We start from the raw sequence: 15,795 nt of genomic DNA, 5'->3' as shown, positions 1-15,795 counted from the left end.
CCCCGACGAACTCCGTCAGGGGCAAGGTTCCACATGGGTCAAATCTCAGTGACAATTCCGACTGCTGCCGGGTCAGTTCTCAGTGACAGCCAACACTCGTGTTTCGGCCAGAGCGCGACAGAGTTGTTCGATCCCGGTTCCATCTCGATGGCGCCACTAGCATCGAAGTGTTCAGGTCAGCCTTCGATTTGTTCCCTTATTTTCTGAGGCTTACAGGCTCTACACCAAAATCGGGCAGTCGAGAGGTCCGGAGAATATCGACCCTGAGAGACCGCTTCCGGGCCTCCTGGCGACGAGGCCAGTGCTCAGCCCACCCCGCATAACCCTCAAATATAACGGAAAAATCCGGCCGCAGCCGGATCGGGAGAACGCTTTCGCGAGGGCAAGTGGCGGAGAGACAGGGATTCGAACCCTGGAGACGGTTTCCCGCCTACACACTTTCCAGGCGTGCGCCTTCGACCACTCGGCCACCTCTCCGTGCGGGGCTTCCTACTCCCGGGCGGGGGCTGGATGCAAGAGCGACTTTCCGAAGCAGCGCAAAGGGGTGCGTGCCTTGCTCTCGCGACGGCCGCCATCCCCTGCCCTGGCGGCGCGCGGCTCAGCCTGTCAGTTCCACGGTCACGCGGCGGTTCTGGCGGCCCTTCTTCTCGATCTTGCCCAGCCGCAGCGGGCCGATCTCGGCGGTCGAGCGCACATGGGTGCCGCCGCAGGGCTGAAGGTCGACCTGCGCCTCGCCCGCGCCGATCCGGATCAGCCGCACCCGGCCCGCGCCCATCGGGGGCGCGACGGACATGGTCTTGACGAGGCCCGGATTGGCCCGCAGCGCATCGTCGGTGATCCAGTCCTCGGTCACGGCCAGGTCGCGGGTCACCAGATCGTTCAGCGCCGCCTCGAGCGCTTCGCGATCCGCGGGCGCCTCGGGCATGTCGAAATCGAGCCGCCCCCTGCCCTCGCCGATCGCCCCGCCGGTCACCGGCAGAGGGATCACGACCGACAAGAGGTGCAGCGCGGTGTGAACGCGCATGTGCTGATGGCGCCGGTCCCAGTCGAGCATCTGGGTCACCGGCATGCCGATCTCGGGCAGGGCCTCGCCCCCGGCCGGGACCAGGATGATCGCCTCGCCCTCGCCCTTGACGGCGTCGGTCACGGTCAGGCCGCCACCCGGCCAGGCCAGCCGCCCGGTATCACCGGGCTGCCCGCCTCCGCGCGGATAGAAAAGCGAGGCCGACAGCACCACGCCGCCCTCGGGCGTGATCGCGGTGACGATCCCCGGCGCCTCGCGCAGGTACGGGTCGGATCGGTAAAGCGTCGCTGTCATCGGGATGCGTCTCCATCTGCGTCATCGGGTTCTCCCCCGAGATCGTCGCGCGGTTCGGGCTGGGGGTCGTCCTGCTGCCGGGGCGGCGGCGGGGAGGACTGGGCGGGCGGTATCGCCGGGGCCGTCACGGGCGAGCCCGCTGTCCGCAGCGCCTCGGGGTTTCTCAGCCAGATGTCCCGCTGGGCGAAGGGGATCTCGATCCCTTCCTCGGCAAAGCGCCTTGCGATCTCGTGGTTCAACTCGGTCCGCACCGACAGGCCGTAGTTGATGTCGCGCAGGATCACGCGCAGTTCGAATTCCAGCGCGTCCGCGCCGAAGCCCTGGAACACCACGCTGGGCGGCGGCTTTATCATCACCAGCGGGTGGCTTTCGCCGATCTCGCGCAGGATCCGTTCGACCTTGCGGGTGTCGGTGCCATAGGCCACGCCCACCGTGAGGATCACCCGCCCCGTCAGGTTCTGCCGGGTCCAGTTCGTCACCTGCCCAGCCACCAGATCGGCATTGGGCACGATCACGTCGGTCCGGTCGAAGGTCTGGATCCGGGTCGAGCGGACGGAAATGTCCTGAACGATGCCCTGCACCCCGCCGACCTCGATCCAGTCGCCCTGGCTGATCGGCCGCTCGATCAGCAGGATGATGCCCGAGACGAAGTTCTCGACGATGGTCCGAAGGCCGAAACCGATGCCGACGGACAGCGCGCCGGCGACGATGGCCAGCGACGACAGGTCGATGCCCGCGGTGGTGATCGCGATCAGCGCGGCCAGGAATATCCCGACATAGCCGAGCCCCGAGATGATCGCGGTCTGGCCACCCGGGTCGATCCGTGTCTTTGGCAGGACGGTGGTGCGCAGCGTGCCCTGCACAAGGCGCGTCAGCGCGTAGCCGAGCGTGAAGACAATGGCGAAGGTCAGGAAGTCGGCCGGCGAGATGCGGGTCGCGCCCAGGGTAAAGCCGGCGGTAAAGCGCGCCCAGATCTCGGTCAGGTCGGCAACCCGGGCGCCCCAGATCAGCGCCAGAACCGGCAATGCCATAACCGCCAGCATCAGCCCGATCAGCACCGGCAGCAATGCGTCCGCCGCCCCCTCCCCGGTGTCGCGGCCGCTTATCAGGTCGTAGAGATCACCGACAAAGCGCTGGACCACCATCAGAAGCCCCAGAAGGCCCAGCGTCAGGATCGGCGGATAGATGAAGAAATCGGCCGCCTCCTTGTAGCCGATCGCGCCCAGCACGGGCCCTGTGACCCCGAAACCGACCGCGGCGCGGCCGAACAGGCCGATCAGGCGGTTGCGGTAGGGGCGCTGCTGGTCGCCCTCGGATGCGACGCGGCTCTGCGCGTGCAGGATCTGGCCCATGCGGATCAGCAAGAGCCCCCCCGCCACGACCAGCGGGAAGCCAAGCACCACCTTGGCCTCGTCCGCGAAGCTGCCGACCTCGCCCATGAGGCCTAGCAGCCCGGCCAGCGCGATCACGAGGCCCATGCCGGTGGCGTGGAACCGCGCCTCGGCCATCCGCTCTGGCGGCAGATCGAACAACTTGCGCGAGACCGAGTGTGCGGCGAAGACGCGCGATCCCAGCCAGCGTGCCGTGAAGAAGCTCAACCCCAGGACAGGCAGAACCGTGAGAAGCTGGGCCAGCCTCTCGCCGCCCAGTCCGGTCGAGGCCAGGGCCGCGACCAGCAGCACCAAGCCCACCGTCGGCACCACGATCTGGCCCAGCGAAACCAGCGAGGAAAAGACGACCCCGCCCCGATTCAGGCGCCCCAGGATCAGGCGCTCGGACAGCAGCACGACCCAGCGCGGACCGCGGGCCAGAAGGACGGCGGCCATTCCCAGGAACAGGATCGTCACGGGCAGATCCTCGCGGAACCCGGCACGGCGCGAGGGCGTCGCCCAGGCCTCGGCCAGTTCGCGGAACATCGCGGTCCCGGTTTCGCGCAGCGCCTCGGCACCGGCCGCCCAGTTGACGGGGTTGAGAGGCGTCGGGCCCAGTTCCAGAAGCTTGCTGGTCTGGCGTTCGCGGATCACGCTGTCGATCTCGCGGATCAGCCCGTCGGCGCGGCTGTGCGCCTCGACCGCCTGCAGGCCCGGCGCCTGCAGATCGGCAAGCTGCTTGTTCAGTTCGGCGCGGCGCTTGGCGATCTCGTCGGGTTCGGTCTCGCCCTCGGCGGGCGCCGCACCCAGTGCGGCGATCTGCTCGCGCAGGGTCTTGATCCGGGCCGCGTTCGTGCCCTGGGCGTTCAACAGCCGCGTGCGCCAGTCGACCAGTTCCTGGCGCAACTCCGACAGCGCGGCGTCCGAGGCGCGACCCGCGCCCAGCACCCCTTCGGCCCGGCGGGCGACCTTTTCCCAGGCCGCGTAATCGGGCGCGGCCTCTTCGGTCGCCGCCGCCTGCTGGGCGGTTGCTGGGGGCGCGGCCAGCGGAAAGGCCAGCGCCGTCAGAAGAACGACCGCGAAGATCCTGATCAGCATCGTCATCCCTCGAACACCTCCGGCAGCGCGCGGGCGGGCCCGTCCAGCCAGTCGGGCACCGGCAGGCCCTTGCCGCGCAGGAAGTCCGGGTTGAACAGCCGCGACTGATAGCGCGTGCCGTAGTCGCACAGCACCGTCACGATGGTATGGCCCGGCCCCATCTCGCGCGCCATGCGCATCGCCCCCGCGACGTTGATGCCCGAAGACCCGCCAAGGCAAAGCCCCTCGCGTTCCAGAAGGTCGAACACGATGGGAAGCGCCTCGGCATCGGGCACCCGGCAGCAGAAATCGGGCGTCAGCCCCTCGAGGTTGGCGGTGATCCGCCCCTGCCCGATCCCCTCGGTGATCGACGAACCCTCGGATTTCAGCGTGCCCGTGGTGTAATAGCTGTAAAGCGCCGCGCCATCGGGATCGGCCAGCCCGATCTTCACACCCTTCGGCTGCAAGGCCCGCGCGACGCCCGCCAGCGTGCCGCCCGAGCCCACCGCGCAGATGAACCCGTCGACCTTGCCGCCCGTCTGCGCCCAGATCTCGGGGCCGGTGGATTCCAGATGCGCCTGCCGGTTCGCCACGTTGTCGAACTGGTTGGCCCAGACTGCGCCATTGGGTTCCGTCTCGGCCAGACGCGCGGCCAGCCGGGCGGAATAGCGCACGAAGTTGTTCGGGTTCGAATAGGGCGCGGCGGGCACCTCGACGAGGTCCGCCCCCACCAGCCGCAGCATGTCCTTCTTCTCGGGGCTCTGCGTCTCGGGGATCACGATCACGGTCCGGAATCCCATCGACGCGCCAACCAGCGCCAGCCCGATGCCGGTATTGCCTGCCGTCCCTTCGACGATGGTGCCGCCGGGGCGCAAAGCCCCGCGGGCGACCGCGTCACGGATGATCCACAGCGCGGCACGGTCCTTGACCGACTGGCCGGGGTTCAGGAACTCGGCCTTGCCCAGGATCTCGCAGCCCGTCGCCGCGGACGGGCCGTTCAGGCGCACCAGCGGCGTGTTGCCGATCAGCGCCGCCAGGTCCTTGCCGATATCCATGCCGCCTCCGCCTCTGCTTGCCCTAGTGCTACGGGGGCAGGCGCTGGAACTCAACCCGAAGCCCGCAACCGCTCACGGTTCCGTGCCAGCCACAGCAGCGTCAGGATCAGCGGCGCGTTGCCGATCTCGCCGGTCTCGACAAGGTCCATGGCGCGGGCGAAGGGCACGACATGGGCGCGGATGTCCTCGCCCTCGGCGGCCAGCCCGCCGAGGCCCCCCGCGTCCTCGGGCAGGTCCGCCTCGCCGACGAAGGAATAGATGAACTCCGTCTTTGCCCCCGGCGAAGGGTAGTAGCCATAAACGGGATGCAGCCGGCCGACCTCGATCCCCGCCTCTTCGACCGCCTCGCGGCGCACGGTGGTCTCGGGCGTCTCGCCCGGGTCGATCAGCCCGGCAATGGCCTCGATCGACCAGAATTCGCTGTCGCCCCGTCCATAGGGGCCGACGCGGAACTGTTCGATCAGCAGCACCGCGTCGCGCGCGGGATCGTAGGGCAGCACCGTCGCCGCATCGGCGCTGAAAAAGGCGGCGCGGTTGACCGGCGGGCTCCACGCGCCGTCAAAGCGGCGGTGGCGGAAATCGTATTCCTCGACGGCAAAGAAATTGGCGTAGGGCTGGCTGCGGGCGAATTCCTCGATATCGCCGGGGCGCGTGGCCCGCCGCAGCGTCGCGGGCGAAGGGGCGCGGGCGCGGATGCGGGCCGCGGCCCGGGCAAGGATCATCCGGTAGCGCCGCGCGTTCACCTGCGGATCGCGCCCGGGAAAGCCCAGCATCACCTCTTCGGCGGCCAGCGTCACGATCTCGCCCCAGCGGGCCTGCCAGTCGGCAAGGCACCACGCCGCGCCCGCAAGCGGTGCCGCCGACGGCGGCAGGTAGACCCGCGCCGCGCGCAGCCCCTCGGGCGTCTCGACCGTCACATCCGACAGGCTGTAGCCATAGCCGCCCTCGTAATAGTCGAGCCGGGCGCGCGCCTCGGCCCCCACATCCTCGAGACAGAGGCCCGTGGCCACGGCACCGGGCTCGGGCTGGATGAGCGGAAAGCTTTCACCCTCGGCCCACAGAACGGCATGGTCGGCCAGCCGCGCGGGCGTCAGCGGCAGCCCCGCCTCGGGCCGGCCCAGCACCCGGGCAAGCAACGGCACATGGCACAGCGTGCCGTAGAAAAACAGCCGGTCCAAGACGGCCCCCTCAGTTCCAGCGTTGCGCGGCCCATTCCACGATGAAGGCGGCCAGCACGCCGCCCACCAGCAGGATGCCCATCACCACCGGCGCGGTCACGACCATCAGCCCGTACTTGCCCATCAGATCGACCATGCCCATCAGCGCGTCCATCACCCCGTCATAGCGCATCCGCGTCGCCAGGCGCAGCATCTCGTAGATCGCGTGAAACAGCAGAGCGTAGAACACGAAGACCGCCGTGGTGCGCAACCCCGAGGCCACCGCCACGCCATGGCCCTCGCCCGCCAGCCGCCCCATCACGAACCAGCCCGCCAGCGCCCCGATCCCGGTATTGACCTGGGCAAAGGCGCCCAGATCGGTGCCTTCGGGGAACAGGGGCACGACGGCGCCCGAGGCGAACCACGCCACCGCAGCATAGCACAGGGCGGCGACAAGCTTGGCGGCGGTGGGCATGGATCAGGCGGGTCTCGTCACGGTGAACTGGGTCACGTCGCAGTTTCCGCTGTGGAAGGTGGCCGCGCAAGAGGTCAGATACATGTTCCACATGCGCCGGAACCGCGCATCGAAGCCCATCTCCGCGATCTCGTCCCAGCGCGCGTTGAAGGTTTCATGCCAGCGGCGCAGGGTCAGGGAATAGCTCTCGCCGAACTCGATCGAGCGCGTCACCTCCAGTTCGGCCGCCCGCGCCAGATCGCCCAGGATCGTGTGGCTGGGCAGCATGCCGCCCGGAAAGATGTATTTCTGGATGAAATCGACGCCCTTGCGGTAGATCTCGAAGCGGCGTTCCTGCACCGTGATGACCTGAAGCGTGGCATGCGCCCCGGGCTTCATGCACTGGCGCAGCTTCGCGAAATAGACCGGCCAGTACTTCTCGCCCACCGCCTCGAACATCTCGATCGAGGCAATGCCGTCATAGGTGCCGGTCTCGTCGCGATAGTCCTGCAGCCTGATCTCGACCCGGTCCGAGAGGCCGGCGCGGCGGATCCGTTCCACCGCGTAGTCGTGCTGCTCGCGGCTGATCGTCAGCCCGGTGACCCGCAGGCCCCGCTGCCCGGCCGCGTATTCCGCAAATCCGCCCCAGCCGCAGCCGATCTCCAGCACATGATCGCCGGGCTTCACGCCCATCTCGTCGACCATCTGGGCGTATTTCGCCTCCTGCGCGGCCTCGAGGCTCTCCTGCCCGGTGCGGAACAGCGCCGAGGAGTACGTCATGCTTTCATCCAGCCAGAGCCGGTAGAAATCGTTGCCGAGGTCGTAATGGGCGGCGATGTTCTTCCTGGCCTGGCGCCGGGTGTTCCTTTGCAGCCAGAAGCGAAAGCGTTCGTAGGCGCGGACCAGCCCCATGCCGGGAAAGCCGTCGAACAATTCGTCGTTGTCGGCATGGACAAGGTCCATGAAGGCCATCAGGTCGGGCGTGGTCCAGCCCTGGTCGAGATAGGCCTCGCAGAATCCCAGGTCGCCCTCGCGGATCAGCCGGGCGAAGACGTCCGGGTCGCGGATGTCGAGTTCCGCCACCGGGCCCGGTCCCCTGCCCTCGGCCCGGAACCGCCGCCCGTCCGGCAGCACGAAATCCAGACGCCCATGGGCCATGTTGCACGCCACGTCGAACACCTGGGCGAAATAGCGTGGCAGGTCGTGCTGCCCTTTCGTCGTTGTCAGGACGCTCATCCTGGTTCCCCTTTTTTTTCATTCTTTGCAGATGCGCGCCGGACAGCGCAACGTCCCTTACCCCTCGCGCGCCTCAAAGGCGGCAAGCGCGCGCTGGCGCCCCGCCTCTGCCGTCACCACGGGCGCGGGATAGCGATCCGAGGGCGCAAGCGCCCAGGATTTCGGCACGGCGTCGAAATAGGACAGCGCCGTTGCGGTGGGCGATCGGCGCCCCTCGGCAATCCAGGTGTCGCGATAGGTGCCCTGGGCGTCGAACTTCTCGGCCTGTGTCACCGGGTTGAAGATGCGGAAATAGGGTGCCGCGTCGGGCCCCGATCCCGCCACCCATTGCCATCCCATCGCGTTTGCCGCCGGATCCCAGTCGATCAGGTGGTCGGCGAACCAGTCCAGCCCGATCTTCCAGTGGGTCATCAGGTGCTTGGTCAGGTACGAGGCCGCGATCATCCGGCTGCGGTTGTGCATGGTGCCTGTGACATACATCTCGCGCATCGCGGCGTCGACGAAGGGGATGCCGGTGCGGCCCCGCTTCCAGGCGATAACCTCGGGGGCAGTCTCGTCGGTCGACCACGGGAAGGCATCCCAGCCCTCGCGCCAGTTCGCCGTGGCGATCTGCGGGCTGTGCCACATCAGGTGCCAGGCGAATTCGCGCCAGACAAGTTCCTTGAGGAAATGCTCGGCGCCCGCCTTGCCCTCGTCCATGGCGGCAAGTCCCGCATGCCAGCACGTGCGGGGCGAAATCTCGCCCCAGGTCAGGTTCTCGGACAGCCGAGAGGTGGACTCGGCCGCGGGAAAGTCGCGCTCGGTCTTGTAGGCGGCGATCTTCGTGGCGGCGAAGGCGGCCAGACGGTCCTGTGCGGCCTCTTCGCCGACGCGGACATGGCGGGCGACCACCGCCGCCCCCCGGCGCATCGCCGCGCCCATCCGCCAATGATCGATCTCGTCCGAGGCGGGCCAGTGGTCGGGCCGCGGGATCATGCCCGGCGCGGGCGCGGGGTCGGACACGTCGCGGCCCCGCACCGCCTTCCAGAACGGCGTGTAGACCTTGTAGAAAGCCCCCTGCCCGGTCTCGACCGTCCATGGCTCGAACAGCACATGGCCCGCGACCGAGCGCGCCTCTACCCCGTCCTCGCCCAGCGCCGCCTTGACCGCCTTGTCCCGCGCCACGCTGTCGGGATCGTAGGCACGGGTCCAGATCACCGCGCCCGCGCCGGTCTCGGCGATCAGTGCGCGCAGGGTGGCAAGTGCCGGGCCGCGGCGCAGCATCAGCCGCGAGCCGCGCGCGCCGAGGGTCCCGGCGAACCGTTCCAGGCCCAGCCCCAGCCGCCATTTCGGCGCCGCGCCCAGCGCCGCTACGTGTTCGTCATGGATGAAGACCGGGATCACCGGCCGGCCCGACCCGCAGGCGGCCGAAAGCGCGGGATTGTCGGTCAGGCGCAGGTCGCGGCGGACCCACCACAGGATCGGAGAGGCGTCGGACATCAGGGTTCCGGTTTCAAAGTTCGCTATCTAGCGCAGTAATCAGCCGGTCAACCTCTTCGGGAAGGGTGTAGTGCAACAGGCTGAGCCGCAAGACGCCACGGGCCGGATCGACGCCCATCGCCTGCAACACCCGCCGGGCGTAGAAATCCCCGCCGCCCGCCAGGATGCCATAGCGCGCCAGCCGCGCCGCCACCTGCGCACCCGGTTCGGACAGCGCGATCGAGACGGTCGGCAGCCGCGCGTCCGCCATGCGCGGACCCAGAACCCGCAAGCCGGGCCGGCCCGCCAGATAGTCCATCAGCGGGCCAAGGATCGCGGTTTCCTGCGCCCGGATCAGTTCGGCCACCTTGTCGGCCCGCCCCCGCGCATCGCGCCCGCCAAGGAAATGGTGGTCGTAGAGCGCGTCAATATAGTCCGATATCCCGGCGCAGGCGGCGACCTGGCCGTGGTCGGGCCCGGCGGGGTTGAACCGCTTGATCGTATCCTCGGCATTGAACCAGTGGCCCTGGTTCGGCAACCGGTGCGCCAGTTCCCGCCGCATCACCATCACGCCCTGATGGGGCCCGAAGGTCTTGTAGGTGGAAAAGAGATAGATGTCGGCCCCAAGCCGCCGGATATCCGGAAACCCGTGCGGCGCATAACTGACCCCGTCGACGCAGGTCAGCGCGCCCACGCCGCGCGCCATCCGGCAGATGGCAGCGACATCGTTCACCTCGCCGAGGATGTTCGAGGCATGCGGAAAGCAGACCAGCCGCACCCGTTCGTCCAGCAGACGCGCCAGCGCGTCGGGGTCGAGATGCCCGGTCGCGGGATCCATCCGCCATTCGCGGATCTCGACCCCGCCATCGGTGGCAAGCCGCCGCCACGGCCCGGAATTCGCCTCGTGGTCCTGGTCGGTGACGATGATCGCCGTCCCCTTGGGCAGCCATTGCCGGAAGGCCTGCGCCAGCACATAGCTGTTTGCGGTGGTCGAGGGGCCGAAATGCACCTCGTCGCGGCCGACGCCCAGATGTCCGGCCAGCCGGATACGCGCCTCGTCCATTTCCTCGCCCGCGATCTGCGAGGCGGGGAAGGCGCCGTAGGGCTGCACCTTGCGTTCGTTGTAGTGGCGGTGAATGCGCCAGATCACATAGCGGCAGGCATAGGATCCGCCCGCGTTTTCGCAAAACACCTTGTCGCGCAGGTTCTTCTGCCGGAAGGCCGGGAACTGATTGCGGACAAAATCGGCATCGAACGCAACCATCGGGGCTCCGGCGGAGAGAGTGGTGCTTGGTCCGGATTGTCTAGACGGGGCGCCGCGGAAATGCAAAGCCTTGAAAAGTCTTGCAATCGCGCTAGCACGCCCCGCCCGCTCACAGATGGCTCAGCGATGCTCGCCAAGAAGCCCCTTCAGGATCGCCCAGCACATCAGCAGCAGCACCACAGTAAAGGGCAGACCGGTCGAGATCACCATCGCCTGCAGCGCCCCGAGCCCGCCGCCAACCAGCAGCACGATCGCCACCGCGCCCTCGAAGGTGCACCAGAACACCCGCTGCGGCACGGGCGCGTCGATCTTGCCCCCCGCCGTGATCGTGTCGATCACCAGCGAGCCCGAGTCCGAAGAGGTGACGAAGAACACGATCACCAGCACGATGCCCACGACCGAGGTGATCGAGGCCAGCGGCAGCCCTTCGAGCATTGCGAACAGCGACATCGGCGGGTTGTAGGCGTCGATCACCTGCGCCTTGACCGCGCTGGCGGCGGGGTCGGTCAGCACCTGGTCGATCGCGGTGCCTCCGAAGACCGCCATCCACAGCACGCAGACAAGGCTGGGCACCAGCAGCACGGCGATGATGAACTCGCGCACCGTGCGGCCGCGGCTGACGCGGGCGATGAACATGCCCACGAAGGGCGACCAGGAAATCCACCAGGCCCAGTAGAACGAGGTCCAGCCCTCGACATAGCCCGTGTCCTCGCGCCCGAAGGGATTGGACAGCGCCGGCAGGTCCTTGCCATAGGCAACGAGGCCGCTGGCGAAATCCGACAGGATCGTCAGCGTCGGCCCCGCCAGCAGGACGAACAGCAACAGCAGCGCCGCAAGCCCCATGTTGATCTCGGACAGGACCTTGACGCCGCCGTCAAGGCCGCGCAGCACCGAGTAGAGCGCCACGCCCGTGATCGCGGTGATCAGGATCACCTGCACGCTGATCGTGTCCGGGATACCGAAGATGTGGTTCAGCCCCGCATTGGCCTGCTGCGCCCCGAAGCCAAGCGAAGTCGCCAGCCCGAACAGCGTGGCGAACACCGCCAGCGTGTCGATCGCATGGCCCCACCAGCCCCAGACACGTTCGCCCAGGATCGGGTAGAAGGCCGAGCGGATGGTCAGCGGCAGCCCCTTGTTGTAGCTGAACAAGGCTAGCGCCAGCGCCACCACCGCATAGATCGCCCACGGGTGCAGGCCCCAGTGATAGATCGTGGCGGCCAGCCCGATGGTGCGGGCGGCATCGACGTTCTCGGGGATCAGGCTGCCATCCTCGGCAAAGGGCGACGGCACGCCCAGGGGCTCCGAGATCGCCATGTGATAGACCGGCTCCAGCACGCCAAAGAACATCAGGCCGATGCCCATGCCGGCCGCGAACAGCATCGCGAACCAGCCGACATAGCTGTAATCGGGCGTCGCGTCCCGCCCGCCCAGCCGCACGCCGCCCACCGGCAGCACGATCAGCAACAGGCAGAACAGCACGAAGATGTTCGCCGCGCCCATGAAGAACCAGTCGAACGTCGAGGTCAGGAATGGCCTCAGCCAGCCGAAGAACGCATTGGCCTGGTCCGGCAGGGCCAGCGTGTAGAACACGAAGGCGACGATGGTCAGGCCCGAGATCAGGAAGACCGGGTTGTGGATGTCGAAGCCGAAGGGGCCGACATTGCCTTCGATATTGTCCTGGCCGATCTCGTATTCGGTATCGATCAGTTCCGTGGGGCCCTCGGGTTCGGGAATCCCCTGCAGTGTGGTTTCATCGGTCATCTGGATGTCCTCTGCTTGCGCGCGGAATGGCGCCTGGGCGGTCGGCTCAGTCTTCGTGCTCGCGCACGAGCAGGATCGAGGCGTGGGTGTGCAGTGCCAGCTTGCCGCCATGCGACGGCCAGACGTAATCGCCCAGCGTGGGCAGGTGCGAGCCCATCACCACGAGATCGGCGCCGATCTCTTCGCGCACCTGGCGAAGCGCCCGGTCAAGATCCACCGCGGGATCGTGGCTGATCACCGCCCTGGCATCGGCCCCGTGGCCATGCCGCGCGGTCTGCTCGTCGGCGAACGCCTTGAGCTTGCGCGAGAATTCCTCGGGGTTATGGGCCACCTTGCCGGGCTGCGGCGCGGTGACCGCGACATAGGTGACGGCGATGCCGTAGTGGCGCGCAAGGTCTGCCGTGACCTCAAGCGCCCGTGAAAGCCGGTCGAGATGCGCAAGATCGACCGGGGCAAGGATGTGTCGGAACACGTCGCTCTCCCCTCGTTCTGGGGCGCGCAGATGCAGCGACGGCCGCCGCCGTCCGCACCGGACGCGCGTGTCGGTTTTTTCGGGACTTCGTTCGGTATTGGTTTCGGTGTCCCCGACGCAAGCCTATCGCGGAAATCCCATATGGCCAACCGGGGCCGCGCAAAAATTCAGCGCCGGGCGGCCGAAAGCGCGCCCGAACCACATCAGGAACACACCACAAACGATTGACAAATATCATATAAATACGGATGCGCCGCGCCATCGCCGTGGCGCGGCACCCGAAAGCTGGTTCAGGCGTTCACGTCCACCACGATGCGGCCCTGTACCCGGCCCTTGAGGATGTCGGCGCCAAGCCCCGGCAGATCGGCCAGCGTCGCGGGGCGGATCATCGCCTCGAGCTTGTCCAACGGCAAGTCGGCAGCGAGCCGGTTCCAGGCGCGCACCCGATCCTGATAGGGGCGCAGCACGCTGTCGATGCCCAGCAGGTTGACGCCCCGCAGGATGAACGGCGTGATCAGCGCGCCCTCGATCGCCGCCCCGCCCGCCAGGCCCACCGCCGCGACCGAGGTGCGGTATTTCATCTGCTTGAGGATGCGCCCCAGCATCGCGCCGGCCACGGAATCGACGCAGCCCGCCCAGGTCTCGCTTTCCAGGGGCTTTCTCGTGACCTCGGTCAGTTCCTCGCGCGGCACGATCCGCGACGCGCCCAGATCGCGCAGGTAGTCCGCGGTCTCGGGCCGCCCGGTGACAGCGGCGACCTCGTGGCCGAGTCTGGCCAGAACCGCCGTCGCGACCGACCCCACCCCGCCTGCAGCCCCCGTGACCAGAACCGGCCCGTCGCCCGGTTTCAGCCCGTGATCCTCCAGCGCCATCACCGCCAGCATCGCGGTCAACCCCGCCGTGCCCACCGCCATCGCGGCGCGCGTGGTCAGCCCATCGGGCAGCGGCACCAGCCAGTCGGCCTTGACGCGGGCCTTCTGGGCATAGCCGCCCCAATGGGCCTCGCCCACGCGCCAGCCGGTCAGCACGACGCGGTCGCCGGGCCTGTAGCGGGGGTCGGAACTCTCTTCGACCGTGCCCGCGAAGTCGATCCCCGGCACGTGGGGATAAGTCCGCACCAGCCCGCCGCCCGGCCCGATGCACAGCCCGTCCTTGTAGTTCAGCGTGGAATACTCGACGGCAACGGTGACCTCGGCCTCGGGCAACCGGGCCTCGTCCAGTTGCTGCACGCTTGCATGGGTCTTGCCGTCCTCATCCTTTTCGACGACCAGCGCCTTGAACATCTCTTTCCCTCCCGGATTGCGCGTTACCCGACGAGGTCGGGCATCAGTAACAGGTCGGTGGCGCCCGGATCGGCACCGGCCGCGGTCAGCATCGCGTGGATCTGGCCGCGGTGATGGGTCTGGTGGTTGAACATGTGCGCCACGCACAATGCGCGGGGCATCGTGACCTCGCGCCCTGACAGAGACGAGTGCCAGGTCAGCTCGCCCGCCAGCGCATCGTCGTCCAGCGCCTGCGTCCACCGGCTGATCCGGGCATCGGTGATCTGCCGCTTGGAGCGCAGCTCGGCCCAGTCGGCGACGAACCCGCCGCTGTCGGCCAGCGGCACGTCGGGCCTGTCCCATCCGTCGAGCCGCGACATCCACATGTGATCGGCCCAAAGCAGATGCGACAGCGTTCCGCGGATCGAGCCCCAGAACGCGCCCCGATCGGCCTCGCGCATCTCGATCGGCAGCGCGCCAGCCGCCTCGACGGCGGCGCGGTTCTGCCACCGGTTGTAGCGCGCCATCACCCGGCACCAGTCGGCCGTCACCAGCGTTCTGCCCATCTCGACCTCCATCCGCGCCCCCTTTTGACAGAGCCGCGCGCCGGTTGCGAGTCCCCCTATTTTTCTTGAGCAAGTCGCAGCGCACCGCTAGCGTGGCCGCGCATACCTCACCCCGAAGCACAGGGACGACGAATGACGATGCGCACTTTCCTCGCCAGCTCCGCCGCCATGCTGATCGGCACCGCCGCCTGGGCCGCCGACCCCGACTTGCTGGTCTTCGACTACTCGGGTTTCGAGAACGAAGCCTTCCACACGAAATATGCTGAAAAACATGGGGAAACGCCCAGCTTCACCTTCTTCGGCGACGAGGAAGAGGCGTTCCAGAAACTGCGCTCGGGCTTTCGCGCCGATGTCAGCCATGTCTGCGCCGGCTCGGTGACGAAATGGGTCGAGTCGGGCATCCTGGAACCTTGGGACATCAGCCGGATCGAGGCCTGGGGTGACCTGAACGCCGATCTCAAGGGCACCGACGTTGCCGATACCGGCGCCGAGGTCTTCTTCATTCCGTCCGACTTCGGCTCGACCGCGATCGCCTACAACACGAACGAGGTTCCCGCCGGGGACGTGGCCTCGCTGAACGTCTTCAAGGATCCGAAATACGCAGGCCGCGTGACGCTGCCCGACAATGTCGATGACGCCTATGCGCTGGCCTATCTGGCGACCGGAACGACCAACTGGGCGACGGCGACCGACGAACAGTTCCAGGCCGCGTCCGCCTGGCTGCGCGAGGTGCATCCGAACCTGCGCACCTATTGGGTGGACCCCGGCGAACTGGCGCAGTTGCTGGCGTCCGGCGAGGTTCTGGTCGCCTGGGCCTGGAACGAGACAGTGCCGACCATGGCCGAGGAAGGCTTTCCCATCGGGTTTCAGCGCGAAGCGGCCGAGGGCTCGTCGCTGTGGCTGTGCGGCTATGTCAACCTGAAGGATGGCGAAGGCTCCGAGGACAAGGCCTACGACTTCATGAACGCGCTGCTCGATCCCTCGTCGACCCAGGCGTTGCTGGACGCGGGCTATGGCCAGTCGAACGCCAAGGCGATGGATGCGATCGGCAACGAGGCGCTGACGGCGGTGGGCCTTGGCCCGATCGAAGCACCGGTGCTGGCGCAACTGCCGATGCCGGGAGAGCTGCGCGAAAAGCAGGCGGCCGAATTCGAGAAGATCAAGGCCGGGTTCTGATCCCGGCCCCGCGCCCTTGCCGCATCGCGGCAGGGGCGCTGCGACCGGATCCTTTTTTCCGGCGCCGTCGGCAACCGGTTTCCTGCCGGGGCGTGTGTCCGCGAAAATCCGTCCGCAAGGATATCAGCACAAAGAACGGGCGATTTTTTCCGGGATTCGCGTTAGTGTG

At 67.8% G+C, this 15,795-nt stretch carries 13 protein-coding genes and 1 tRNA gene; 1 reads left to right on the top strand and 13 read right to left on the bottom strand.

The genetic code is table 11. The features are described from left to right. Positions 1 to 387 precede the first annotated feature (387 nt). The 13 genes from EV655_RS12655 to EV655_RS12595 all read right to left on the bottom strand — a co-directional run bounded on the left by EV655_RS12655 (position 388) and on the right by EV655_RS12595 (position 14,462). Positions 388 to 477, bottom strand: a tRNA-Ser gene (locus EV655_RS12655). Between the two features lie 121 nt (positions 478 to 598). Continuing rightward, positions 599 to 1,318 carry an alanyl-tRNA editing protein gene (locus EV655_RS12650; protein ID WP_132545395.1) on the bottom strand — a complete coding sequence of 240 codons (720 nt, stop codon included), beginning with the start codon at positions 1,316 to 1,318 and terminating at the stop codon, positions 599 to 601. Then, positions 1,315 to 3,792 carry a DUF3772 domain-containing protein gene (locus EV655_RS12645; protein ID WP_132545393.1) on the bottom strand — a complete coding sequence of 826 codons (2,478 nt, stop codon included), beginning with the start codon at positions 3,790 to 3,792 and terminating at the stop codon, positions 1,315 to 1,317. Before EV655_RS12645 ends, EV655_RS12650 begins: the two co-directional genes overlap by 4 nt. Next, the gene (locus EV655_RS12640) at positions 3,789 to 4,820 is read right to left on the bottom strand and encodes a cysteine synthase A (protein WP_132545391.1); all 1,032 of its coding nucleotides are present in this window, start codon (positions 4,818 to 4,820) and stop codon (positions 3,789 to 3,791) included. Before EV655_RS12640 ends, EV655_RS12645 begins: the two co-directional genes overlap by 4 nt. A 50-nt stretch (positions 4,821 to 4,870) precedes the next feature. Next, positions 4,871 to 5,998 (bottom strand): NUDIX domain-containing protein, encoded by a 1,128-nt coding sequence (locus tag EV655_RS12635; protein WP_243645071.1) that lies wholly within the window; start codon positions 5,996 to 5,998, stop codon positions 4,871 to 4,873. A gap of 10 nt (positions 5,999 to 6,008) precedes the next feature. Beyond that, positions 6,009 to 6,452: a TrgA family protein gene (locus tag EV655_RS12630; protein ID WP_132545390.1), complete on the bottom strand. Its 444-nt coding sequence runs from the start codon at positions 6,450 to 6,452 to the stop codon at positions 6,009 to 6,011. 3 nt (positions 6,453 to 6,455) lie between these two features. Next, complete coding sequence (locus EV655_RS12625) at positions 6,456 to 7,667, bottom strand: SAM-dependent methyltransferase (protein WP_132545388.1); 1,212 nt, start codon at positions 7,665 to 7,667, stop codon at positions 6,456 to 6,458. 57 nt (positions 7,668 to 7,724) lie between these two features. Then, positions 7,725 to 9,146 (bottom strand): cryptochrome/photolyase family protein, encoded by a 1,422-nt coding sequence (locus tag EV655_RS12620; RefSeq protein WP_132545386.1) that lies wholly within the window; start codon positions 9,144 to 9,146, stop codon positions 7,725 to 7,727. A gap of 13 nt (positions 9,147 to 9,159) precedes the next feature. Then, a complete protein-coding gene (locus EV655_RS12615) occupies positions 9,160 to 10,389 on the bottom strand; it encodes an aminotransferase class V-fold PLP-dependent enzyme (RefSeq protein ID WP_132545384.1) in 1,230 nt (409 codons plus the stop codon). A 120-nt stretch (positions 10,390 to 10,509) separates the two neighbouring features. After that, positions 10,510 to 12,150: a BCCT family transporter gene (locus EV655_RS12610; RefSeq protein ID WP_132545382.1), complete on the bottom strand. Its 1,641-nt coding sequence runs from the start codon at positions 12,148 to 12,150 to the stop codon at positions 10,510 to 10,512. Positions 12,151 to 12,196: 46 nt separating this feature from the next. Continuing rightward, entirely contained in the window at positions 12,197 to 12,622 is a 426-nt protein-coding gene (locus tag EV655_RS12605) for a universal stress protein (RefSeq protein WP_132545380.1), read from the bottom strand. A 290-nt stretch (positions 12,623 to 12,912) separates the two neighbouring features. Next, positions 12,913 to 13,905, bottom strand: a complete 993-nt coding sequence (locus EV655_RS12600) for an MDR family oxidoreductase (protein WP_132545378.1) — start codon at positions 13,903 to 13,905, stop codon at positions 12,913 to 12,915. Between the two features lie 23 nt (positions 13,906 to 13,928). After that, the gene (locus tag EV655_RS12595; RefSeq protein WP_243645070.1) at positions 13,929 to 14,462 is read right to left on the bottom strand and encodes a DinB family protein; all 534 of its coding nucleotides are present in this window, start codon (positions 14,460 to 14,462) and stop codon (positions 13,929 to 13,931) included. 120 nt (positions 14,463 to 14,582) lie between these two features. Between EV655_RS12595 and EV655_RS12590 the strand changes: the two genes are divergently transcribed. Then, positions 14,583 to 15,626 (top strand): ABC transporter substrate-binding protein, encoded by a 1,044-nt coding sequence (locus EV655_RS12590; RefSeq protein WP_132545376.1) that lies wholly within the window; start codon positions 14,583 to 14,585, stop codon positions 15,624 to 15,626. Positions 15,627 to 15,795 lie beyond the last annotated feature (169 nt).

The sequence above is a fragment of the Rhodovulum euryhalinum genome, assembly GCF_004342445.1.
Classification (GTDB): Bacteria; Pseudomonadota; Alphaproteobacteria; order Rhodobacterales; family Rhodobacteraceae; genus Rhodovulum; species Rhodovulum euryhalinum.
Note: the sequence above shows the minus strand (reverse complement) of the source record. Positions and strands in the feature narration are given on the sequence as shown.

What these genes read in the sequence shown, in the direction of transcription:
- EV655_RS12650 (WP_132545395.1), bottom strand. Translation starts at nt 1,318, where the DNA reads ATGACAGCGACGCTTTACCGATCCGACCCGTACCTGCGCGAGGCGCCG.
- EV655_RS12645 (WP_132545393.1), bottom strand. Translation starts at nt 3,792, where the DNA reads ATGACGATGCTGATCAGGATCTTCGCGGTCGTTCTTCTGACGGCGCTG.
- EV655_RS12640 (WP_132545391.1), bottom strand. Translation starts at nt 4,820, where the DNA reads ATGGATATCGGCAAGGACCTGGCGGCGCTGATCGGCAACACGCCGCTG.
- EV655_RS12630 (WP_132545390.1), bottom strand. Translation starts at nt 6,452, where the DNA reads ATGCCCACCGCCGCCAAGCTTGTCGCCGCCCTGTGCTATGCTGCGGTG.
- EV655_RS12625 (WP_132545388.1), bottom strand. Translation starts at nt 7,667, where the DNA reads ATGAGCGTCCTGACAACGACGAAAGGGCAGCACGACCTGCCACGCTAT.
- EV655_RS12620 (WP_132545386.1), bottom strand. Translation starts at nt 9,146, where the DNA reads ATGTCCGACGCCTCTCCGATCCTGTGGTGGGTCCGCCGCGACCTGCGC.
- EV655_RS12615 (WP_132545384.1), bottom strand. Translation starts at nt 10,389, where the DNA reads ATGGTTGCGTTCGATGCCGATTTTGTCCGCAATCAGTTCCCGGCCTTC.
- EV655_RS12610 (WP_132545382.1), bottom strand. Translation starts at nt 12,150, where the DNA reads ATGACCGATGAAACCACACTGCAGGGGATTCCCGAACCCGAGGGCCCC.
- EV655_RS12600 (WP_132545378.1), bottom strand. Translation starts at nt 13,905, where the DNA reads ATGTTCAAGGCGCTGGTCGTCGAAAAGGATGAGGACGGCAAGACCCAT.
- EV655_RS12595 (WP_243645070.1), bottom strand. Translation starts at nt 14,462, where the DNA reads ATGGAGGTCGAGATGGGCAGAACGCTGGTGACGGCCGACTGGTGCCGG.
- EV655_RS12590 (WP_132545376.1), top strand. Translation starts at nt 14,583, where the DNA reads ATGACGATGCGCACTTTCCTCGCCAGCTCCGCCGCCATGCTGATCGGC.